Raw genomic sequence first — 22,029 nt, 5'->3', positions numbered from 1 at the left:
CTTTTTTATTGAGGTTTTCACTCGATATCTTAGTGTTATTGCTGAGCTAATACCGAAAGGACCACTTCATGGTGATTTTTAGTTTTGAACTTGTCGAATACATGGGCAACTTTGCCATCTTGGCCAATCAAAAAGCTTAAACGATGGATACCGTCGTAAATTTTACCCATAAATTTCTTTTCACCCCATACACCAAATGCATCGGCAACAGCGTGGTCTTCATCGCTAAGTAGTGAGAAGTTTAATTCTTGCTTGTCATTAAATTTAAGCAGCTTGGCCACGGGATCTGGACTTAAACCGAAAACCGTAACATTGTGATTTGCTAACTCAGCTTTACTGTCACGTAAGCCTTGTGCCTGTACTGTGCAACCAGGTGTTGATGCTTTTGGGTAAAAATAAACTAATACTGGCCCATTTTTTAATGCATCACTTAACGATACGGTTTCATCAAACTGATTTTGTAAGCTAAATTGCGGTGCTGAATCACCAACGGTTAGGGTATTCATTAATAGTCCTTATTTTGATTACTTATTTTTCACTTGCTTGCATGTGATTGATTGAACAATCTAGCGAAAGTTCTGCTGCGAGTTCATGGATACTGTTTTCAAGCTTAACCAGATCAACTTTTTCAGGCACATTGATGGTGAATAAAATTGTCTGAGTGAGATTATCGTCATCAGCGTGAGAACGAACTGCGGCTAAATCCAGTGAGCGGTCGGCAAGAAACTCGGTTATACGCTTCATGGTACCGCGCTGATCTTGCCCATTTACACTAACTTCAATTCGTGAAATGAAATTCTTAGGGGTGTGCTTAGAGGTACGCTTCATTACCATCAATAATTCAAGCTCAACACTTAAACCAGGTAATAGAGTTTCTATCTTAGTGATGGCAGCCCACGAGCCAGAAATCATCATGATTAAGGTGAATTCGTTTCCGAATAAAGCCATGCGGCTATCAACGATGTCACATTCACATTCACTGGCTAAACGGGATAGACGACTGACTAAACCTGGGCGATCAGCACCCATAGCAGTAACGACCAGATAGTTGGTCATGGATTTTCCTCACTTTTTCGATATCATAGAGCGTAAACTAGCGAGCTAACGCAAAGTTTTTTTGCGGGTTGTAATGCTACCATAACTAAAAGAAAACCACATAAGTATGTGTGTATTTGCCTTTAATCTGTTTGAATTATGACTAGTTTAGTGAATATATTTTAATAACTGTTGATTTATAAGGAAATAAAGTTTATTTCTTCTGTAAACAACGTTGATATTTACGCAAATTATTAGCCTATTTTTGGCGAATAGTGAAACGTTTTAGATAAATGCATTTAAGAGCCCCGTTAATGCTTGTCATTAGTAGTAGGCATAAGTAACATAGCGAATCCTGAAACCTTGGGGAATTTAGATGATAAACGGAAGCATCGTTGCCTTAATCACACCAATGAATAGTGATGGCACAGTAGATTACGCGAGTCTTGAAAGGCTGGTAGAGTTTCATATTGACCAAGGCACAGATGCGATTGTCGCCGTTGGGACAACAGGTGAGTCAGCGACTTTACCGATGAAAGAACATGCACAAGTTGTAGCGCAAACGGTTAAGTTTGCAGCAGGACGCATTCCTGTTATTGGCGGAAATGGCGCCAACGCCACTGCCGAAGCTATTGAGCTGACTCAATCTATGGCCGATTCAGGCATCGTAGGCATGTTAGGCGTGACCCCATATTACAATAAGCCAACGCCAAAAGGGCTTATTGCACATTATAAAGCCGTTGCAGCTTGCACAGATATTCCTCAGATTTTATATAATGTACCCGGCAGAACTTCTGTTGATATGTTACCTGAAACCGTCGCTGAATTAGTCTCAGTACCAAATATTATCGGTGTTAAAGAAGCCACTGGCGATTTAACCCGTGTCGCTAAATTGCGTGAATTATGTGGTAATGATTTTAAGCTTTACAGTGGCGATGATGCTACGGCTAGAGATTTCTTATTACTTGGTGGTGATGGGGTCATTTCCGTTGCCAACAATATCGTTCCAAAATCCTTTAAGGCTATGTGCGAAGCTGCACTGGCTGGCGATTTAGCGTTATCAGAAAGTATAAACCAGCCAATGAAAGGTTTATATGAACACTTGTTCTGTGAAGCAAACCCAATTCCTGTGAAATGGGCCGCTCATCAAATGGGTTTAATTAGCCAAGGACATATTCGTTTACCTTTAACTGAACTTTCTGAGCAGTTTCATGGTCTGTTGTTAGAAGCGATGAAGCAAGCCCTGATAGAGGTAAACCAATAAATGTTGAAGCAAGTCACCCCAATTCTCGTTATAGCAGCACTATCTGCATGTAGCACTCCGACAGATCGACGTATTGCAAATGGCAATGATGACTTTGTTAATGCCAAAGCTGCGCCGTTATTAATCATACCTGAAGGGCTTAAAACACCAACTTATGGTAAAGAGTATGATATTCCTGAGCCAGGTAGTGAAGTTAATAAAGAACTGGTTGGTAAGCGTTTAGATATTCGTCCTCCATTACTTGTATTGCCGATGTCTGAAGGCACACGTGTGGAAGAGGGCAGCGATAATATTAAAGTTATCGTTGAATCTATCGCAACAACTAAAGACTTAAAACAAGAAGTGTTTGAAAACTTAAAAGGCTTCTTAAATAAGTACGAAGTGCCAATTGAAAAAGAAGATTACGAAGAAGGCGTTATAGAAACAGGCTGGATTGAAAACCGTGAGGTGATTGATTCAAGTTGGTTTGGTGAAGATAAAGTTTACTTATTACGCCAACGCTACCGTTACGATGTTGATGTTAGTCCTCATGGCCGTTCAGGTAGTATGAGCATAGATCTTATCGAACATGAAGAATCTTACGACGGTGAAGACCAAGAAGTATTCTTAAGTGGTGAAGATAAACGTCGCTACACAATAGATATGCTGAATAATTCTATTGCTTACATGAGTATTACTCGTGATAAGCAAATTAAAGCTGACCGTATCGAGCAGAGTCTAGGTATTACTTTAGATTTAGTGGCAGAAACTGAAGATAAAGGTGCTTATTGGATTGCTGAAGCGGATTACAGTAAAACTTGGGACCGTCTACGAATAGTTTTACCAGAGCTTGGTTTTGATATAGTCGATATGAATAATGCTGAAGGCTTATTTTATATCGTGCTTGAAGAAAGCGGAGGATTCTGGAGCTCATTATGGGGTGATGAAAAGTTACCTTTAGAGCGCGGTAATTACCGTGTTGAACTAGAGCCTACAGAAGATAAACAGCAAACTAAGATTTTTGCTAAAAATGCGGTAGGTGATCCATTATCAAATGAAGTCATCACTGAAGTATACCGAGTACTTAGCGATGCCATGGAAGCTGACCGTAAGGTGAGATAATCACCCATTATTGTTTGTTTTGCTTCACAGACATACATACTTACAAAGAGACACATTTATGTGTCTCTTTTTTTTTATGCTAGAAATGCCAATTGAGTTGGCGAAAACGCTAGGTTTACATGACAGGTTAGGATAATTCACCAAAAGTGAACTTAGATTCAGGTTATTTCGTACTGAAGTTGAATGTTAATTAAATGTGTAATTTGTAAGTAAAGGTAAAACGCCTTGATACCGAGTTACCGCTAGGTAAACTAACGTTTGCCACAAAACTGATACTCGCTAACATCAAACCTCTTTCGATAGAGGGATGAACGGAATAACGATGAAAAAAACAATTATATTACTCGTAGCATTAGCTCTGGCTTGGTTTGGTTATCAATCAACCATGGCTCCTGAAAAATCTAATCAACGTGTCAAACCTATCCCTAATGTCGTTGTGGCTAAAGTTGCCATGCTTCCTGTCCGTGACGAAGTTGAAGCGATTGGAACAAACAAAGCGTTTGAATCAATAACCATTACCCCGAAAGTCACTGAGCAGGTCGCAAGCATTAATTTTAATGATGGTGATATTGTTTCTAAAGGTGATTTGTTAGTACAACTAAGAAATCGTGAGCAAGTTGCAAAAGTAAGAGCTGCTGAAGTCAAAGTTACTGATAACCTTCGTGAACTTGACCGTATTAGAAGCCTAGTAACCAGTAAAACGGTTGCTGAGCTTGAAAGAGACAGACTTCAAACATTAATTGACACCACCAGAGCGGAACTTGAACAAGCTAAAGCGGCATTAGAAGACAGAGCCATTCATGCCCCATTTTCTGGGCGCCTTGGTTTAAAGCAAGTGAGCGTAGGTAGTTTAGTTTCTCCTGGCACACAAATAACCACGTTAGATGATGTCAGTAAAATTAAACTCGACTTTTCTGTACCTGAGCGATTTATTCAAGAGTTACAGTTAGGCAAGAGTGTTGAGGCAAAAGCGATTGCGTTTCCTGATCGTATTTTTAAAGGCGAAGTCACATCGATAGATAGCCGAGTTAATCCATCAACCCGTGCTGTTATTGTTCGTGCGATTATAGATAACGCAGATTCTGCATTGTTACCGGGTATGTTGATGAAGGTGAAACTAATCAAGCAAAACCGTGAAACCTTGCTATTACCTGAGTCAGCCATTATTCCCATTCAATCAAAGCACTATGTATACATAGTGAATGATGAAAATATTGTTGAACGTAAACAAGTTTCTTTAGGTATTAGAAATCGTGGCTGGGTAGAAATCATTGATGGACTTGTGATTGATGAACCTGTGATTATTCGCGGCCTATTAAAGGTGAGACCTGGCGATGAGGTAAAAACAGAAGCAGCTGAAGCATTTAACTTTGCTAAGGTCGCCGGAGCGGAGAACGCCGCATGATATTAACTGATATTTCAGTAAAAAGACCGGTATTAGCTTCTGTAATTAGTATTTTGATTATCATTTTGGGTTTAGTGTCTTTTGAAAAGCTACCCTTACGAGAATATCCCAATATTGACCCGCCAGTTGTGTCTATTGATACCCGTTATCGTGGTGCGAGTGCCACGGTAGTTGAGAGTCGTATTACCCAACTTATTGAAGATAGGATTAGTGGGGTCGAAGGGATTAAGCATGTTAGCTCAACAAGCCGTGACGGTCGCTCTTCAGTGACGTTAGAGTTCGATGTTGGTCGAGATATTGAAGCGGCAGCTAACGATGTACGTGATCGAATCTCTGGATTATTAGACAATTTACCTGAAGAAGCCGATCCGCCAGAGGTTGAGAAAGCTAACGGTGGTGATGAAGTGATCATGTGGCTAAACCTTGTCTCTGATCAAATGACAACGTTGCAGCTCACCGATTACGCACGTCGTTATTTAGTTGATCGCTTTTCAGTCGTAGACGGTGTCGCCAATATTCGTTTAGGTGGCGGTAAAGTGTATGCCATGCGCATTTGGATTGATCGCCAAGCATTGGCATCTCGAAACTTGACGGTAGCGGACGTTGAATCCGCGCTTCGCTCAGAAAACGTTGAGTTGCCTGCTGGTTCTATTGAATCAAAAGAGCGTCACTTTACAGTGCGAGTTGATAGAAGTTTTAGAACCGAACAGGACTTTGCCAATTTAGTGATTACCCAAGGTGACGATGGTTACTTAGTTAAGTTGGGTGATGTCGCCAAGGTTGCAATCGGCTCTGAAGAAGAGCGTATTATGTTCCGTGGTAACACTGAATCAATGATTGGACTCGGTGTATCTAAGCAGTCAACATCTAACACGTTAGAAGTGGCGCGTGCGGCTAATGCACTAGTGGATGTAATTAATCCAACTCTACCAGCTGGAATGGAAATTAAACGCTCATACGATAGCTCAGTGTTTATCGAAGCTTCAATTAAAGAAGTTTATCAGACACTCTTTATTGCTATGATCTTGGTCATTATCGTGATCTATCTGTTCTTGGGTAGCGTGCGGGCGATGTTAATTCCAGCGCTAACCGTGCCTGTATCGCTCATGGGAACATTTATTGTTCTTTATAGTCTTGGCTACACAATTAATCTGTTAACGCTGTTAGCGATGATCCTTGCGATTGGTATGGTGGTTGATGATGCCATCGTGATGCTTGAAAACATTCACCGCCGTATTGAACTTGGCGACTCACCGTTGAAGGCGGCTTACCTTGGTGGTCGAGAAGTTGCGTTTGCCGTTGTTGCTACAACTCTTGTTTTGATTGCGGTATTTATGCCGATAAGTTTTTTGGACGGTGATTTAGGCAAACTATTTAAAGAGTTTGCTGTGACGATGAGCGCAGCGGTCATATTCTCGAGCTTAGTGGCATTAACCTTAAGCCCAATGATGTGCTCTAAACTATTAAAGCCTGCTGGTGAGAGCTCATGGTTAGTCAAAAAAGTTGATGCCTTAATGGATTATCTGTCATCAATTTATCAGTCGAACCTTAACTCCGCGATTAAGCAGCCGTATTTAATTGGTCTGATTGTGGTCGTTGCCTTTGCTGTCAGTGGTTATTTGCTTAATAAAATTCCGCAAGAATTTGCACCAAGTGAAGATAGGGGCTCAATGTTCCTAGTCGTTAACGGCCCTCAAGGTGCAAGTTTTGAGTATATTGAAAAGTACATGGATGAAATTGAAGGTAGGTTGATGCCTTTAGTTGAGTCTGGTGATATTAAGCGTCTGTTAATTCGTGCACCAAGGGGCTTTGGAACCGCGGCTGACTTTTCTAACGGCATGGCGATTATTGTTTTAGAAGATTGGTCTGTTAGACGAGCTGCGAATGAAATTATTGTCGATATCCGTAGTCGAATTTCTGATTTAGCTGGGGTGAGAGCATTCCCGATCATGAGACAAGCGTTTGGGCGTGGTGTCGGTAAACCTGTGCAATTTGTATTAGGTGGCCCGAGCTACGAAGAGCTTGCACTTTGGCGAGATATGTTATTAGAAAAAGCCTCTGAAAATCAGATGCTCGTTGGGCTTGACCATGATTATAAAGAAACCAAACCGCAGTTAAGAGTGGCGATAGATAAAGATCGTGCTGCAGATTTAGGCGTGTCTATTTCACATATTGGTCGTACTTTAGAGTCAATGCTAGGGTCACGTTTGGTGACAACCTTTATGCGTGACGGTGAAGAGTATGATGTCATTATTGAAGGTAATCGTGACAATCAAAATACAGCCTCTGATCTTGAAAATATCTATGTTCGCTCGGATAGAACCAGTGAGTTAGTGCCGTTATCTAACCTAGTTAAGGTCGAAGAATATGCTGATGCAAGTTCGTTAAATCGATATAACCGAATGCGAGCAATCACCATTGAAGCGAATTTAGCGGATGGATACAGTTTAGGCGAAGCGTTAGATTACTTAAACGATATTGCCCATACTTATTTGCCAGCTGAAGCTGTCATCAGCTACAAAGGACAATCGTTAGATTATCAAAGTTCTGGTAATTCTATGTACTTTGTATTTGTTTTAGCACTCGGTATTGTGTTCCTTGTATTAGCGGCGCAATTTGAAAGCTATGTGCATCCAATGGTGATTATGTTAACTGTGCCATTAGCTACCTTAGGGGCGTTAATCGGTTTATGGTTTACAGGTCAAAGCATCAATATCTACAGTCAGATTGGTATTATTATGCTGGTGGGACTGGCTGCTAAAAATGGTATTTTGATTGTTGAGTTTGCTAACCAATTGCGAGATAAAGGGATTGCTTTTGATGAAGCGATTGTTCAAGCATCGGCGCAGCGTCTAAGACCTATTTTAATGACGGGTATTACCACAGCTGCAGGCGCAATTCCTTTGGTGTTATCAAGTGGTGCAGGAGCTGAAACTCGTTTTGTGATTGGTGTTGTTGTGCTTTCAGGCATTTTATTAGCAACCTTCTTCACCTTATTGGTGATACCTGTAGCTTATAGTATTTTTGCTCGAAACAGTAGCTCACCTGAAGCTATCGCTAAACTGTTAGATGAAGAATTAAAAAATTAATTAGCCATTTAGCTTTCGGTTCATTCGGTAAAAGCCAGTTATATAAAACTGGCTTTTTTATTGCTAATTCATAAAGCTAAAAGGAAAGTTACTCGATGATTGTCGGAAAGGTTGGCAACGGAGAAGTGATGATATGAAAAAAACAGATAAGAAAATAGAAAAACAAATTATTCAAACACTGACAGAAGTTTGCGATAGGCTACTTGAGCTATATCCAGGTTTTGAATGGCTAACTCATACGGTTAATTTCAATGCATTTCCGACCTCATTAAAAGTCGTCTGTATTTTTGAAAATGATGCTCAACTGACAGATTTAGTGTTAAACAAGGAAGATGTTTATATCCAGAATTTGATTATCCATCAGTTACAGCAGCAGGGCATTAAGCTGCAAACCAAACAAATTGTGTTTGATAGCGAAACACGTTGTGAGGCGCAGCATAATGGCAAATGGGCAAAGCGATTGAAGTAATTTTCTTTGCTTAATTCAGTTCGTAATAATTAATCTTTTGATTAGGTAATTAACATTAATCTGCCTTTCTAATAAACTGAGTCATGTTGTAGCCATACTCACCGTTGCTCACCATGTCACTTGGGCCATAATGGCGCATCAAGACATTGAATTTGCCAGTGGTATTTCCTTCTAATACTGGAATATTATTTGGCTGGCCTTTACAACCAAAACGCAAGGTGTAAGTTCCATCTTTATTTTGCTTTGGGTTCATTTCACTTGATATATTGGCTACGTCATTAAACATATATCCGTCACCGTTATAAACAGTCGCTGACCAAAAGTATTTTGCTTCTGGATTGACGAATGTGGTTTCATAACATCCATTAGCGTCAAAATAGGGGCTGGTTTGATAAATGTTATCCATGACCATTGCGCCGCCCCAGCCACCTGCAACTCCAACATAGTTCATGTATGGAGTTTGACCGCTTTCAACATTACTAAAAGCACCAGCTTGGTAATAACCATCACTGAAATCAGCATTACCTTCTTCTTCAGTTTTTTGGAAAGATGGTTTATCCCAGTTTTTTGTTTTGAATGGCTTTGGTTTCGGCGCCTCTACCACAATATTGTCACGTAATTCACTATCAAGAGTACGGACTATGACGAATGCATGATCTGTCTTAGCGGTGATTAAGTGTCTGCCAGGCCCATATATCATTCGTTGTGTTTCATGGTTTTCATCGACGATTTGTATGGTGACATATTTATCCGTTTTCGGGATGGTGATATAAACCTTCCTGCTAGATAAATCGAAAACAGAAGTTGAATAAGCTGTATCTCTGTTCATTCTTACAACGAATTGCTGTGTCGGATCACTACTTGGAACTGGCATCTTTAAGAACGTGTTTAAGCCACCCGCTTTTTCAATTATCGCAGCAAATCTAAGGTTGGTGTAAGCCTGAGGGAAGTTATCTTGATTGACGATGATAGGTTCAGCGCTCACGCTGGTTGAGGTTAATATCGCAATAGCAGCAAGTTTGGATACAATTTTCATAGTTCTTCCTTGAGAGTAAGTGATCTGTTTATAATCTAAGCTAACTCATTGGCGCAGTTATAACAAATGACAATTAAGCTAGTACTAATTGGCTGACAACAAGGGAAATTTGTCTATTTGTAATAGAGTTAATTTAACAGGTGCTGTCAAAGCACAGCTTAATAGAATGGTTTCGATTGAATACACTGTATTCGGGTGCAAAATGAATGACTCTATGCACGTTAGCGGGGCATTTTTAGGTATAAAAAAGGGAAAGCAGATGCTTTCCCTTTGGCTTTAATAGACTAAAACAAATTAACTAGCATTACGCTGCTTGTATTTGATTAGCTACGGCAGCAGTTTTTGCTTCAAGTTCTTCTGGGTCAAAATCATCCACATTGATGGTTTTCAAACGCCCAACTTCAGCTCTTTCGAGTAAGGCTACTTCAGCATCGCTTAACACGCCTAGTGCTTTACCTTCTGCGGCAACCTTATCTAACCACATAAATGGTAGACGTTTGCCAGCTGCTTTACATACCTTGTCATACACAGGCTCAGAAGCCAGGATATCAAGTAAGGTTTGTTCTTGAATGCCCACAACGTTGTGCTCTGAAGGAGTCCAGAATTGGCCTTGACCTAAACGGTCACGACTCGCACATGGCGTTTGCATGATCTTAGAAACTTTATGATCAAGCACATCGCTAGGACGTTTTAATGGGCGACCGAATGGGAAGATAACAGCACGAAGTGCAATGCCAAGACCCATAGGGAAATTATCTAATAAATCATCAAGTGAGCTTTGTAGTTTATACAGTGAATCTTCTACTGCCCATTGAACTAAAGGTAAGTCTTCAGTTAAACGTCCTTCGTCTTCATAACGTTTTAAAGTTGCAGATGCGAGATATAGTTCACTTAACAAATCACCTAATCGAGCAGAAATACGTTCTTTACGTTTCAGGTTACCGCCTAAGGTTGCCATCGCTAAATCAGATAGCAAAGCTAGGTTGGCACTAAAGCGGTTCATATGTTGATAATAACGTTTTGTTTTATCGCTATAAGGTGATTTAGATAGTCGACTTGACGTTAACCCCATCCAAAAGCTTCTAACAAAGTTAGACATAGCAAACCCAATATGACCGAAAATGGCATTATCAAAGTTACTTAATCCTTTTCCTGAAGTGGTATCAAAAGCAGATTCCATTTCAGCTAATACATATGGATGACAACGGATTGCACCTTGACCATAAATGATCATTGAGCGGGTTAAAATGTTTGCACCTTCAACGGTAATGGCAATGGGTGCAGCTTGATAACCACGGCCTAAATAGTTATTGGGGCCGAGACAAACACCTTTACCACCATGAATATCCATAGCGTCAATAACGCACTTTTGCATTCTGTCGGTTAAATGGTATTTAACAATGGCTGAAATAACCGAAGGTTTCTCACCTAAACCAATACCAACAGTCGTTAACGAACTCACAGCATCCATCAGATAAGCGTTACCACCAATGCGTGCCATTGGCTCTTCAATACCTTCAAGCTTACCAATCGGTAATTTAAACTGACGACGAATACGTGCATATGCACCAGTTGCTAACGCTGCAGTTTTAACACCACCTGCAGAATTAGATGGTAGGGTAATACCACGACCTACAGATAAACACTCAACTAGCATGCGCCAGCCTTGGCCGGCCATTTCTGGACCACCAATAATAAAACTAAGTGGTACAAATACTTCATTACCGCGTGTTGGACCATTTTGGAACATACAGTTTAGAGGGAAGTGACGACGACCTGTTTCTACGCCTGGAATATCTGTCGGGATTAACGCACAGGTAATACCTAGATCTTCAGTATCACCTAACAGTCCATCTGGATCTCGAAGTTTAAATGCTAAACCCAGAACCGTGGCAACAGGGGCTAGGGTAATGTAGCGTTTGTTCCATGTAAGCTTCATGCCTAACACTTCTTCGCCTTCAAACTCACCTTTACATACAATACCAAAATCAGGAATTGCACCCGCATCACTACCAGCTTCAGGGCTTGTTAATGCAAAACAAGGAACTTCCAGTCCTTTAGCGAGACGAGGTAAGTAATGATCTTGTTGTTCAGGGGTACCATAGTGCTGTAATAGCTCACCAGGCCCTAATGAATTTGGCACGCCGACAGTTGACGCAAGTTCACTGCTCAGACCGGCTAATTTTTGTAATACACGTGATTGTGCGTACGCAGAAAACTCAAGACCACCGTATTTTTTCTTAATGATCATGGCAAAGAAGCCTTCATCTTTAAGGTATTGCCATACATCTTGTGGTAAATCAGCAAGTTCGTGTGAAACTTGATGTTGATTAACCATTTTACAAACGGTTTCAACTGGCCCATTGAGGAAGGCTTGCTCTTCTGCGGTTAATCGTCCTTTAGGGTAGTTATGAAGCTTGTTCCAGTTTGGGTTACCAGCAAACAGATCTGCTTCCCACCAAGTTGTTCCCGCTTCGATGGCTTCTTTTTCAGTAGAAGACATTTCAGGCATGATGCCTTGATAAACTTTAAGTAGTGGACGAGAGATAAAGTTTTGACGAAAAGACTTTATATTCAGTGGTAATGCGAGGGCTAAAAATACTATCCATGTTACACCACCAACAATATCTAATACGCTGCCAATGAACATGACAGCAGCTGCAGCGATTGTTGCCGTTAATAACGACACCCGCATGTAAGTTGCGGCGCCAAGAACTGCGATCATGGCGATGATCCAGGTAAGGGTAGTCAAAGTCTTTCTCCTTAAAGCCCTCAAAAAATTGAGCACTTACAAATTAATGATCCTATTCACAGAACTGAACGTGGTCAGACCTGTATCACATAAAATTAAACCTTACTGACCACGATTACAAGTTTTTTCAAACAATTGTTTAAAATATTTTAAGCAATAAATATCCACAAAAAGTTTTTCACTAGGTACAATAGTCATTAGGTAATTTTTTGACTTTTAAAACATTTTTAAGGCGTGTTTCATGTGTGAATTACTAGCGATGAGCGCTAATGTTCCAACTGATATTGTGTTTAGTTTCACAGGTTTAGCTGAAAGAGGTGGGGTGACTGGCCCACATGTTGATGGCTGGGGAATTACTTTTTATGAAGGTAAGGGCAGTCGAACTTTTAAAGATGCTTGCCCAAGTAGCGAGTCGCATATTGCGAAGTTAATTAAATCATACCCTATTAAAAGTGAAATAGTTGTAAGCCATATTCGTCAAGCAAATCGTGGATGTGTTTCTTTAGAAAATACCCATCCTTTTACACGTGAATTATGGGGGAAGTATTGGACTTATGCTCATAATGGTCAGCTTTCAGACTATCAAGATAAGTTTGTTGTTGAACGTTTTCAGCCTGTTGGGGATACCGACAGTGAATTAGCTTTTTGTTGGATTATGGAACAGGTGTTAGCTGAATTTGGCCATAAGCAACCAGAAGACATGAAAAAGGTCTTTAGTTTTATTTCAGGGCTTGCGGATGAGATACGTGCCTTAGGTGTATTTAACATGATTTTAAGTGATGGGGTTGATTTGATGACCTATTGCAGCAACAACTTATGTTATATCACTCGTCGAGCACCGTTTGGTAAAGCTACTTTGATTGATACAGACGTCGTAATCGATTTTGATAAAGAAACCACACCGAATGATGTTGTTACGGTTATTGCGACAAGACCACTGACCAATAACGAGCAATGGCATATATTATCGCCAGGCGAATGGAAGTTGTTTAGACAAGGTGAACTACAAGTCTGTTAACAATACTTATGGTTTTATACTGAACCTAAAATAGTCTGCTATATAGGGCGAATGATTTAACAGAGATTGTTTAACAAGCATTGTTTCTAAGAGGCTGTTTTAAGAAATAGCTTTTAAGAGATAGCTTTTAAGAGATAGTTGCTTCAGTGAATATTACTGACGAAAAGCAATTATCTCTTAAGTCAGCATATCCTTATTCCTTAGAATGTACCGTTGGGGCTTCCATTTTTTGTGATTCAAAAAAATGGTAATTGTCTAATTGGATATCCAGTTGTTTACTGCCTTTAGAAAAATGGCTTAATCGAACAGGTAAATAATTTAAATCAGGTGCCATCCAAAAAAACGTTTGTCGCTTTTTACTGTTACGAACCACTTCAATTTTGACCGTTTGATATGTACCACTATCAATAATGACTTGCTCTTTACCCACAATTTTAAATTCGTAGTCATCAAACTCTTTTTCTTTGACCATATCGTAATGTAATGTTTTAGGGTTTGAGTACATATCCATTCTAAATTGCAGTTGTGCGGTTAATGGATCAAGCACATTTTCTGCGTATTCAAGTTTTTCTCTCTCTTCTTTATATATTGTATGAATGACACCTTGTGACGCTGCAAATGCAGTTTGCTCACTGTAGTCGCTGCCAGTACCCGAGCGTTCACTCATATAGCGAATGGGTTTTATTTTTCCCTCTACTAACTGAAATTCACTTTTAATATTGCGTACATCGGAGAGCATTAACAAACTGACATCACTATCAAAACGATATTCATAATAGCCGTCACTACTTGCAGGTAATTGATAGCGTGCTTTACCTAATTCAATACTGCCATAATAGACTTTGTATTCCGCATTATGTGGAGTCAATGGCTTTAAAAAGTCTTGATGTGAACTTGTTTCAGCAGGCTCTGCAGCGATTACGGGGCTTGAAAAAGTCATCATACCTGTGAGTATTACAGAACATATCTTAATCAAAATTAGACCTATACATGATGTTAAAAAGGTAAGGACAAAACCAAGGTTGCCATGTCTGGTTTCCACTCAAATTTCGACAATGAAATCTTGCCTTTGTTCACTTCTATTCCTTCTGATCTTAGTCGTTCTTGTTGATTTTGGAAATGAAGGGTATTGAGTTTAAATGAAATTTTGCCTTGGCTATTGATGACACGGTGCCAAGGAAGGTTTAGATGCTCAGGTGCTTCTTTTAATGCTTTAGATACATATCGGGCACGACCTGGAAGTCCTGCGAGATCGGCTACTTTACCATAGGCTAACACATTTCCAGATGGGATCATGTTAACGATAAACCAAATTCGTTGTTTCGGGGATAGGGTGGTCATAACTATGTTCTATAGCAGTAAAAACAACAGCATAAATCATTCAATTCGTTATAGGAAACCCTGAGATGATTATATTTTTAATACAAAGTAAATGATAATTAAATGACAGTTAAGTAAATACACAAGAAATGCGATAGCGCACCAGCAAGGACAAAGAGATGCCAAATAGCGTGATTGTAAGGAATACGTTTATTTACGTAAAATACCACGCCAACGCTATAAAATGCACCACCTGCAAGGAGCAAATTGAAACCTAAATCTGTCATACCTTTTATCAAATCACTCATTACGGTGACACACAACCAGCCCATGATGAGATATAGAATGACTGAAAAGGCTTTAAATTTTCCTATAAACAGGGTTTTAAAAATGATACCCCCTAGCGCTAATAGCCAAATGGATGCTAAAACAATATTGGCTTGTTCACCATCGAGGCTAATGAGCATTAAAGGTGTGTATGTACCTGCAATCAAGGTATAAATTGCACAATGGTCCGCCATTTTGAATCGTTTTCTCCAAATTGGGCTGGTACTAGAGTGATATAGGGTTGATGCAAGAAACAGCAATACAATACTTAAACCATATATAGCAACACCAAGTAATTCAAAAGTCGTTAATTGCCCATATCCCTTTATTAACATTGCGGAAAATGCTGCGATACCTGCAACAACACCAAGCCCATGAGTGAGACTATTAGCCATTTCTTCAGTAGCACAATAGTCAGCCTGATGACTGCTTGTTTGATTTAATTGTTGTTGCGCTCTTAACTCAATTGACATTGTTGCATACGACCTAGATAAGCAAATAGGAAATTAGAGTAACAGCTTAAATCTGAAAAAACCACCATTTTAGCTTACACGTGTAAGCTTATTTATGGTGTTTATTTTCAGTAGCTTAGTTAATTATAAGTAGAAATAGTCGGAAATACGGATAAGAATTGAACTAAATTTAATCTTTAGTATCTGAGGTTAACTGAGTATGTTAAATGATTTATATAGGTTATTTTATGATTGAATTCATAGGGCTAATATTTCATTAAGCCGTATTCATGCTGCCAGTATATAGAGTAAGTGACCTGCTAAATGTTAACCATCATAATGCGATAGGAAGCGCTAATGAAACAACCTCGAGACAACTCTGTTGAATCTAAAGCACATGTTGATAAAGCTTTTAAAGTAGAGTCTCGTAGTGAAGAGGTTGTGCCAATTGAGTTTAATCAATATGAATTGGCAGTTATCTCGAATAAAGCTGACCCTATTAAGTCGTCTTTGACTCTTGCTCAAGATGAGAACGCGATTGTCACCCCTGTATTACCCCCTGTTATTTCATCTCAACATGAACGTCATAATAAAGCTGTTAATCCAATAAATCATTGGAAAATGGCTCTGATGATCATTGGAATTTCAGCCGTTCACATAGTAGGTTTTTGGTTATTAATGCAAGTCGCAGACAAAACGGTTGATGCATTTGTCGAGGTTGTTGAGTCACAGGAAAATGTGGCAGAAACTCCAAGTAAAAAAGAAATTAACGCCTACTTTATGACGGCAGAGCAGCTCGCCGCAATACAGGCATCTTTGCAGCAAGAAGATGAAACGCCAAAACAAAATACTCAAGATGTTGCCACAGAACTACCAGCGATTGATGAGGCATCAGATAAGCAGCGAGAACATAAAGCTGAAGAAGCATCGATAAAAGAAAATGATTTGCAAAAATCAGCACCTGAGCTAGATGAGAATGCTGCAACTGCCAGTCAAGAAAAAACAATGGCGCCTGAACCAGAAAAAGCACCTGTTGTTGAAGTGACAACGCAACACATTCAATCACAACAGGACTCTGAACTCAAAGCGGTGGTTAAATTAAGTGATACCGTTAAAGCGGAATCTTCACTGTTACAACAAGGTGAACCAGAACAAGCGTTTAATTGGAATAACGTTGAAAGTATGTACTTGCAAGATATTGAGCAAGTGAATAGCGATAATCATCTTTTTGACAGTGATTTGTTTTCGTCCGAATCAAAGGCAATAGGGATTGGTAGTAATGACAAGCTCGCCATTATTAATCAAGCGAGCCATGACATGTTAAAAAACTTGAATCAGCAATCGCTGGATTTATTAATCGGTAATCAAGCACACAATGCAACATCAAAAAGTGGTGCAAGTGTGAGTGAAATGACACCGGAGATGAAAGATATTGAACTCATTATTATTGAAGATACTCGTCAAGCAACAACATTTGATCACCGTTTAGATCCGAATCGAATTATGCGTCAAGGTGATACCTGCTATCGTGTTGTTAAACTGCCTACGCAAATAAATCCTCATGCTGAAGGGTTAGGTTATGCAGAGCCCTGTGATAGTGCCAAAATGAAGAAAGCCATTTCAAAGTCAATTGAGAAAAGGTTAGCTAAAATTCGACTTCCCTAAATGATTTATTCGTTTGTTGGAGGTTTATTTAAGTTATTTGCTGTCATTAATATTCATTCAACTTATACTTTAGTAAGTTGGTTTTGAAATATAAATAATAATATCAGTCATTTAGCTCAGCGCAGTTTTTGAACGTAAGGCGAATTAACTTTATATAAATTCACTTGTAATTTGTTATTTAAGCTGAGTATACTGCTGACATCTTGTCGGAGTGCCTTATGGCTGAGACCGTTTATTCGGGATCCGTTGAACCTGATCAGGTTAAAACCTGCGAAGGAAACAAGCAGTTAATTTGCTCGTTTTTTGCTTAGCGTGTAAATGATTCGCTTCAAAATAAAGCCGTTTATGCTTTGTTTCTAGCAAATTATTTCTAATGTAAAAGCATAGAAAGTTTACGCTCAAGGATCATTTTTGAGTAAACGTCATCAGCAAATTACAGAGTTTTTATAACTCGCTCGTCATCAACATCATTCTCCAGACAAGCAACTCTATTTAATTAATTTTGAGGTTGCTAATGTCAAATCGTCGTCAAACCCGTGAACAAGCCCAAGCGTTTATTGATACGCTAAAACCACTACAACATCCTAACTCTGAAAAAATTTATCTGACAGGCTCTCGAGATGATTTGCGAGTCGGCATGCGCCAAATTCATCAAACGGACACCATTATTGGTGGCAATGACGAGAATCCGGTTACCGAGTCAAACCCACCAATAAAAGTTTATGATTGCGCGGGGGCTTATTCAGATCCTAAAGCCAAAATTAATGTCCGTCTAGGTTTAAACAAATTTAGACAAGCATGGATTGAAGAGCGTGAAGATACTGAGCAGCTTAAAGGGGTTAGTTCTAATTTTACTCAGCAAAGATTAGCTGACGATGGGTTAGATCATTTACGTTTTGAGGCTTTAGTGTCTCCTAAACGCGCCAAAACGGGCAAGTGTGTTACACAGATGCATTATGCTCGACAGGGGATTATTACTCCTGAAATGGAATACATCGCGATTCGTGAAAACATGGCTCGGGAGCAGGTTACCGATAAGATCTTAACTCAAAAAGCTCAAGGTGAAGCCTTTGGGGCAAGTATAGGTCAGCCAATAACTGCTGAATTTGTTCGTTCAGAAGTGGCTCGTGGTAGAGCAATTATCCCGCTTAACATCAATCATCCTGAAGCTGAACCAATGATCATTGGCCGAAATTTTTTGGTTAAAGTGAATGCCAATATTGGCAACTCAGCGGTGACCTCGTCTATTGAAGAAGAAGTAGAAAAACTTGTCTGGTCAACTCGATGGGGCGCCGATACGGTGATGGATTTATCCACTGGTCGTTATATTCATGAAACCCGTGAATGGATCATCCGTAATTCGCCTGTGCCGATTGGAACTGTACCCATTTATCAAGCGCTTGAAAAAGTTAATGGCGTTGCTGAAGATTTAACATGGGAAGTGTTTAGAGATACTTTGATTGAGCAAGCAGAGCAAGGGGTTGATTATTTCACGATTCATGCTGGAGTATTGCTTCGCTATGTGCCAATGACTGCAAAACGACTGACTGGCATTGTTTCTCGTGGCGGTTCGATCATGGCGAAATGGTGTTTAAGTCATCATAAAGAAAGTTTTTTATACGAGCATTTTAGAGAAATTTGTGAGATTTGCGCCGCATATGACGTGTCACTGTCACTAGGTGATGGCATGCGCCCAGGCAGTATTGCTGATGCCAATGATGAAGCGCAATTTGCAGAATTAGAAACATTAGGCGAATTGGTTAAAGTGGCGTGGGAGTATGATGTTCAAACCATAATCGAAGGTCCTGGGCATGTACCAATGCAGCTCATTAAAGTGAATATGGAAAAACAATTGGCTCACTGTGATGAAGCGCCGTTTTATACGTTAGGCCCTCAAACTACAGATATAGCTCCTGGATATGATCACTTTACGTCAGGTATTGGTGCTGCGCAAATGGCCTGGTATGGCGTTGCAATGCTGTGTTATGTCACGCCTAAAGAGCATTTAGGTCTGCCAAATAAAGAAGACGTTAAGCAAGGGTTAATCGCTTATAAAATTGCGGCTCATGCTGCGGATGTTGCCAAGGGGCACCCTGGCGCACAAATTCGTGATAATGCCTTATCTAAAGCCCGTTTTGAGTTTCGTTGGGAAGATCAATATAACCTAGGTTTAGACCCTGATACAGCAAGAGCGTACCACGATGAATCATTGCCACAAGAATCCGCTAAAGTTGCGCACTTTTGCTCAATGTGTGGCCCTAAATTCTGCTCGATGAAAATCACGCAAGAAGTACGTGATTACGCTGCCAAACAAGAACGCGAAGCAGGTAATACTGGGGTTTCTCAAACTATTTCAGTGGTAGATGCAACTGCATTTAGTGCTTCTCAGGTTAATGATCCTCAGCATATTGAAGCGGCAATGGCACAAAAGTCAGCTGAATTTAAAGCCACAGGCTCAGAAATCTATCAACCACTCAATAAGACGAGCGATAAGCTTGAAATGGAATTGGAATCTGAGTCTGTTGAGGGGTGATTCATGGACCAATTTCATCAACAGCGTCAACAACCACTAAGTGCCAAGCCTATCGTTTGGACGATTGCTGGCTCTGATAGTGGTGGAGGCGCTGGTATACAAACCGATTTAGCGACAATTAATGATTTGTCATGCTTTGGTTGCAGTGTTATCACAGCATTGACGGCGCAAAATTCCGTGACTGTTGCGCTGGTTGACGCTGTTTCTCAAGAAATGTTACTCGGCCAGCTAAATGCTTTGGCCGAGGATTTAGCGCCATCAGCAATAAAAATTGGCTTAATTGCCAATCAAAAACAGCTTGAATTAATAGCCCGTTGGATAAAATCATTTAAATGTCGTTCATTGGCCTTTAAGACTATCCCTATCGTTTTAGATCCGGTTATGGTCGCAAGCTCTGGAGACAGCCTCAATAGTGAGTCTGAGTTAGATTTTACTCCATTCAAAGGGCTAGTGGATTTGATTACCCCCAATGCCCATGAACTTATAAAGCTAACCCAATCGAATATTGATATTGATGCTCAGCATGGCTTTTATCAAGCGTCATGTTGGTTAAGTGAATATCTAGATTGTCATGTGTTGGCTAAAGGTGGTGATACTCATGGTTGGCAAGGTGATAATGCCATTGATTTATTTGTCTGTGAGGCTGTTTTAGGTGTCAGTGAAGAACACCAATTTCAGCGATATTGGCTAACCGCACCACGAGTATTAACAACAAATAATCATGGTACTGGTTGCACGCTTTCAAGTGCAATAGCTGCCTTTATGGCCAAAGGTTTTGTTTTGCATGATGCGATTGTCATGGCAAAAGCATATGTTTTAAAAGGCTTAACCTATAGTGTTAGTTATGGGAAAGGCGCAGGACCTGTAGCAAAAACAGGATGGCCAAGTGATATTAGTTTTTATCCTAAGATTGCATATTATATCAATAATACATTATTGCTCGATAGCGCGTTAAACCATGATGCACAAGCTAATGAGTTTGTGCGTTTGCAACGTGATATCGGCATTTATCCTGTTGTTGATGACATAGCGATGCTAGCGCAGTTACTGCAAGCGAATTGCACGACCGTACAATTACGAATTAAAGCCGACGGTCCTGTTTCTAGCGAGCAGCTTGAGCGAGATATTAAGCAAGCTATTGCATTAGGTAGACAATACAATGCGCAAGTATTTATCAATGATCATTGGCAACTGGCTCTAAAACATAATGCGTTCGGGGTGCATTTAGGGCAAGAAGATGCGATTCTCGCTGATTTACCAGCCCTTAAAAGTGCAGGCATTGCATTAGGTCTTTCTAGCCACAGTGTGTTCGAAATTTTATTGGCCAATCAATTAAAACCTTCGTATATCGCACTGGGGCATATCTTTGCCACCACAACCAAAGTGATGCCTTCAAAACCGCAAGGTTTAGAAAAGCTTTCGATTTATGCTGAGTTGTTAAAACATGTTTGTCCAACCGTAGCAATAGGTGGGATCAATGAATCGGTACTCGCACAAATTAAGCACACAGGTGTAGACAGTGCTGCTGTAGTAAGAGCCGTAACAACCGCAGATGAGCCAGCTAGCGCCTATTTAAAGCTGTATAAACAATGGTTAGCACCAGAGTTTAGTCCTCATCGTGCGAGTGATAGCCCTATAGATCTAGTCACTCGTAGACCTCAGTTAGAAGAGGTGTGCGATGAGTAAGGCTTATGAACTGAGTGACCAGCAATTTATGCGCTTTTCTGCGCAAATATTACTGCCTGAATTTGGTGAGTTGGGGCAGCAAACACTGCAAATGAGTAAGGCGGTAGTCATTGGAGTCGGTGGCTTAGGCCATGCTGTGGCTCAACAACTCGCTGCTGCAGGTATCGCTGAATTAATATTATTTGATGATGACAAGGTTGAACTTTCTAACTTACCTCGGCAGCTGTTATTTACAGATTCGGATATTGGTAAAGCTAAAGTAACCGTTGCCGCGCAAAAACTATCGTTAGCTTATGAAGACTGCACAATAACAGCCCGCCAAAAACGCTTCACTGAACAGGATGCTGATGTACTGCAAAGTGTCGATATCATTTTCGATTGTACTGATAATTTCGAGTCTAGATTGCTGAATAATAAAGTCGCGGTTAAGTATCAAATACCCTTAATCAGTGCTGCTATTAGTGGTTACCAGGGGCAATTATTGTGTGTTGCGCCGGCTTATGAGCCTTTATCAGTAACCGCATCTATGCATGACACGTCACTAGCAAGTTCAACACAAGCTAATTCAATACGAGCTAATTCAACACAAACTAAGTCAGCAAAAGCACTGTCAAATAACCGTAGTGGCTGTTTTCAATGTCTGTTCCCAGAAGATACCTTAATGGCTCAAAAGTGTTCTGTTCTCGGTGTATTAAATGCAACAGTGCTTAGTGTCGCATCAATGCAAACACTGATGGGATTGCAATGGCTTAGTGGTGACGATGACGCGAAACAATCATTAATAGGGCTGCTACATCTTTTTGATGCTCGCAGTTTGCAATGGCGTCAAGTTACGCTGAGTCAAGATGCTGAATGTCCCGTTTGTTATACAAGTTAA

Annotated in this window: 17 protein-coding genes and 1 riboswitch; of the genes, 10 read left to right on the top strand and 7 right to left on the bottom strand. The window is 40.1% G+C overall.

Going from position 1 to position 22,029, the window contains the following annotated elements:
• Positions 1-35: 35 nt before the first annotated feature.
• A complete protein-coding gene (gene bcp, locus A9267_RS03330) occupies positions 36-506 on the bottom strand; it encodes a thioredoxin-dependent thiol peroxidase (protein ID WP_065108226.1) in 471 nt (156 codons plus the stop codon).
• 22 nt (positions 507-528) lie between these two features.
• A complete protein-coding gene (locus tag A9267_RS03325; protein ID WP_055025876.1) occupies positions 529-1,056 on the bottom strand; it encodes a glycine cleavage system protein R in 528 nt (175 codons plus the stop codon).
• Between the two features lie 355 nt (positions 1,057-1,411).
• Here A9267_RS03325 and dapA point away from each other — a divergent pair, with 355 nt between their 5' ends.
• The 5 genes from dapA to A9267_RS03300 all read left to right on the top strand — a co-directional run bounded on the left by dapA (position 1,412) and on the right by A9267_RS03300 (position 8,363).
• Complete coding sequence (gene dapA / locus A9267_RS03320; protein ID WP_065108225.1) at positions 1,412-2,299, top strand: 4-hydroxy-tetrahydrodipicolinate synthase; 888 nt, start codon at positions 1,412-1,414, stop codon at positions 2,297-2,299.
• Positions 2,300-3,400 (top strand): outer membrane protein assembly factor BamC, encoded by a 1,101-nt coding sequence (gene bamC / locus A9267_RS03315; RefSeq protein WP_055025878.1) that lies wholly within the window; start codon positions 2,300-2,302, stop codon positions 3,398-3,400.
• Between the two features lie 322 nt (positions 3,401-3,722).
• On the top strand, positions 3,723-4,805 hold the full coding sequence (locus A9267_RS03310; RefSeq protein WP_065108224.1) for an efflux RND transporter periplasmic adaptor subunit: 1,083 nt from the start codon (positions 3,723-3,725) through the stop codon (positions 4,803-4,805).
• A complete protein-coding gene (locus A9267_RS03305; RefSeq protein WP_065108223.1) occupies positions 4,802-7,894 on the top strand; it encodes an efflux RND transporter permease subunit in 3,093 nt (1,030 codons plus the stop codon). Before A9267_RS03310 ends, A9267_RS03305 begins: the two co-directional genes overlap by 4 nt.
• 133 nt (positions 7,895-8,027) lie before the next feature.
• On the top strand, positions 8,028-8,363 hold the full coding sequence (locus tag A9267_RS03300; RefSeq protein ID WP_065108222.1) for a hypothetical protein: 336 nt from the start codon (positions 8,028-8,030) through the stop codon (positions 8,361-8,363).
• A gap of 55 nt (positions 8,364-8,418) precedes the next feature.
• Here A9267_RS03300 and A9267_RS03295 read toward each other — a convergent pair whose 3' ends face one another.
• Positions 8,419-9,399, bottom strand: a complete 981-nt coding sequence (locus tag A9267_RS03295; protein WP_065108221.1) for a DUF1254 domain-containing protein — start codon at positions 9,397-9,399, stop codon at positions 8,419-8,421.
• A gap of 304 nt (positions 9,400-9,703) precedes the next feature.
• Complete coding sequence (fadE, locus tag A9267_RS03290; protein ID WP_065108220.1) at positions 9,704-12,151, bottom strand: acyl-CoA dehydrogenase FadE; 2,448 nt, start codon at positions 12,149-12,151, stop codon at positions 9,704-9,706.
• 241 nt (positions 12,152-12,392) lie between these two features.
• On the opposite strand from fadE, the gene A9267_RS03285 reads away from it, so the two are divergent.
• Positions 12,393-13,169 (top strand): class II glutamine amidotransferase, encoded by a 777-nt coding sequence (locus A9267_RS03285; RefSeq protein ID WP_055025884.1) that lies wholly within the window; start codon positions 12,393-12,395, stop codon positions 13,167-13,169.
• Between the two features lie 193 nt (positions 13,170-13,362).
• Here the strand turns inward: A9267_RS03285 and A9267_RS03280 are convergent, their stop codons facing one another.
• The 3 genes from A9267_RS03280 to trhA all read right to left on the bottom strand — a co-directional run bounded on the left by A9267_RS03280 (position 13,363) and on the right by trhA (position 15,289).
• Positions 13,363-14,145 (bottom strand): DUF3108 domain-containing protein, encoded by a 783-nt coding sequence (locus A9267_RS03280; protein ID WP_231919039.1) that lies wholly within the window; start codon positions 14,143-14,145, stop codon positions 13,363-13,365.
• Positions 14,146-14,165: 20 nt separating this feature from the next.
• Positions 14,166-14,510, bottom strand: a complete 345-nt coding sequence (locus tag A9267_RS03275) for an MGMT family protein (protein WP_055025886.1) — start codon at positions 14,508-14,510, stop codon at positions 14,166-14,168.
• A 98-nt stretch (positions 14,511-14,608) separates the two neighbouring features.
• Positions 14,609-15,289 carry a PAQR family membrane homeostasis protein TrhA gene (trhA, locus tag A9267_RS03270; protein ID WP_065108218.1) on the bottom strand — a complete coding sequence of 227 codons (681 nt, stop codon included), beginning with the start codon at positions 15,287-15,289 and terminating at the stop codon, positions 14,609-14,611.
• Positions 15,290-15,625: 336 nt separating this feature from the next.
• On the opposite strand from trhA, the gene A9267_RS03265 reads away from it, so the two are divergent.
• From A9267_RS03265 to A9267_RS03250, 4 genes are all read left to right on the top strand, one after another.
• Entirely contained in the window at positions 15,626-16,933 is a 1,308-nt protein-coding gene (locus A9267_RS03265) for a hypothetical protein (protein ID WP_065108217.1), read from the top strand.
• Positions 16,934-17,130: 197 nt separating this feature from the next.
• A riboswitch (TPP riboswitch) is annotated at positions 17,131-17,229 on the top strand.
• A gap of 218 nt (positions 17,230-17,447) precedes the next feature.
• Positions 17,448-19,466, top strand: a complete 2,019-nt coding sequence (gene thiC / locus A9267_RS03260) for a phosphomethylpyrimidine synthase ThiC (protein WP_065108216.1) — start codon at positions 17,448-17,450, stop codon at positions 19,464-19,466.
• A gap of 3 nt (positions 19,467-19,469) precedes the next feature.
• A complete protein-coding gene (gene thiD, locus A9267_RS03255) occupies positions 19,470-21,152 on the top strand; it encodes a bifunctional hydroxymethylpyrimidine kinase/phosphomethylpyrimidine kinase (protein WP_065108215.1) in 1,683 nt (560 codons plus the stop codon).
• Positions 21,145-22,029 carry a HesA/MoeB/ThiF family protein gene (locus tag A9267_RS03250; protein WP_065108214.1) on the top strand — a complete coding sequence of 295 codons (885 nt, stop codon included), beginning with the start codon at positions 21,145-21,147 and terminating at the stop codon, positions 22,027-22,029. The genes thiD and A9267_RS03250 overlap by 8 nt, the downstream gene beginning before the upstream one ends.

The sequence above is a fragment of the Shewanella sp. UCD-FRSSP16_17 genome (assembly GCF_001675935.1).
Taxonomy (GTDB): Bacteria; Pseudomonadota; Gammaproteobacteria; order Enterobacterales; family Shewanellaceae; genus Shewanella; species Shewanella japonica.
The sequence above is the reverse complement of the archived record's forward strand: the minus strand, read 5'-3'. Positions and strand labels throughout refer to the sequence as shown.

Bases quoted from the DNA above. Each gene is read 5' to 3' on its own strand.
- A9267_RS03325 (WP_055025876.1), bottom strand. From the start codon at position 1,056: ATGACCAACTATCTGGTCGTTACTGCTATGGGTGCTGATCGCCCAGGT.
- thiD (WP_065108215.1), top strand. From the start codon at position 19,470: ATGGACCAATTTCATCAACAGCGTCAACAACCACTAAGTGCCAAGCCT.
- bcp (WP_065108226.1), bottom strand. From the start codon at position 506: ATGAATACCCTAACCGTTGGTGATTCAGCACCGCAATTTAGCTTACAA.
- A9267_RS03285 (WP_055025884.1), top strand. From the start codon at position 12,393: ATGTGTGAATTACTAGCGATGAGCGCTAATGTTCCAACTGATATTGTG.
- A9267_RS03310 (WP_065108224.1), top strand. From the start codon at position 3,723: ATGAAAAAAACAATTATATTACTCGTAGCATTAGCTCTGGCTTGGTTT.
- A9267_RS03265 (WP_065108217.1), top strand. From the start codon at position 15,626: ATGAAACAACCTCGAGACAACTCTGTTGAATCTAAAGCACATGTTGAT.
- trhA (WP_065108218.1), bottom strand. From the start codon at position 15,289: ATGTCAATTGAGTTAAGAGCGCAACAACAATTAAATCAAACAAGCAGT.
- thiC (WP_065108216.1), top strand. From the start codon at position 17,448: ATGTCAAATCGTCGTCAAACCCGTGAACAAGCCCAAGCGTTTATTGAT.
- bamC (WP_055025878.1), top strand. From the start codon at position 2,300: ATGTTGAAGCAAGTCACCCCAATTCTCGTTATAGCAGCACTATCTGCA.
- A9267_RS03300 (WP_065108222.1), top strand. From the start codon at position 8,028: ATGAAAAAAACAGATAAGAAAATAGAAAAACAAATTATTCAAACACTG.
- dapA (WP_065108225.1), top strand. From the start codon at position 1,412: ATGATAAACGGAAGCATCGTTGCCTTAATCACACCAATGAATAGTGAT.
- A9267_RS03275 (WP_055025886.1), bottom strand. From the start codon at position 14,510: ATGACCACCCTATCCCCGAAACAACGAATTTGGTTTATCGTTAACATG.
- A9267_RS03250 (WP_065108214.1), top strand. From the start codon at position 21,145: ATGAGTAAGGCTTATGAACTGAGTGACCAGCAATTTATGCGCTTTTCT.
- A9267_RS03305 (WP_065108223.1), top strand. From the start codon at position 4,802: ATGATATTAACTGATATTTCAGTAAAAAGACCGGTATTAGCTTCTGTA.
- A9267_RS03295 (WP_065108221.1), bottom strand. From the start codon at position 9,399: ATGAAAATTGTATCCAAACTTGCTGCTATTGCGATATTAACCTCAACC.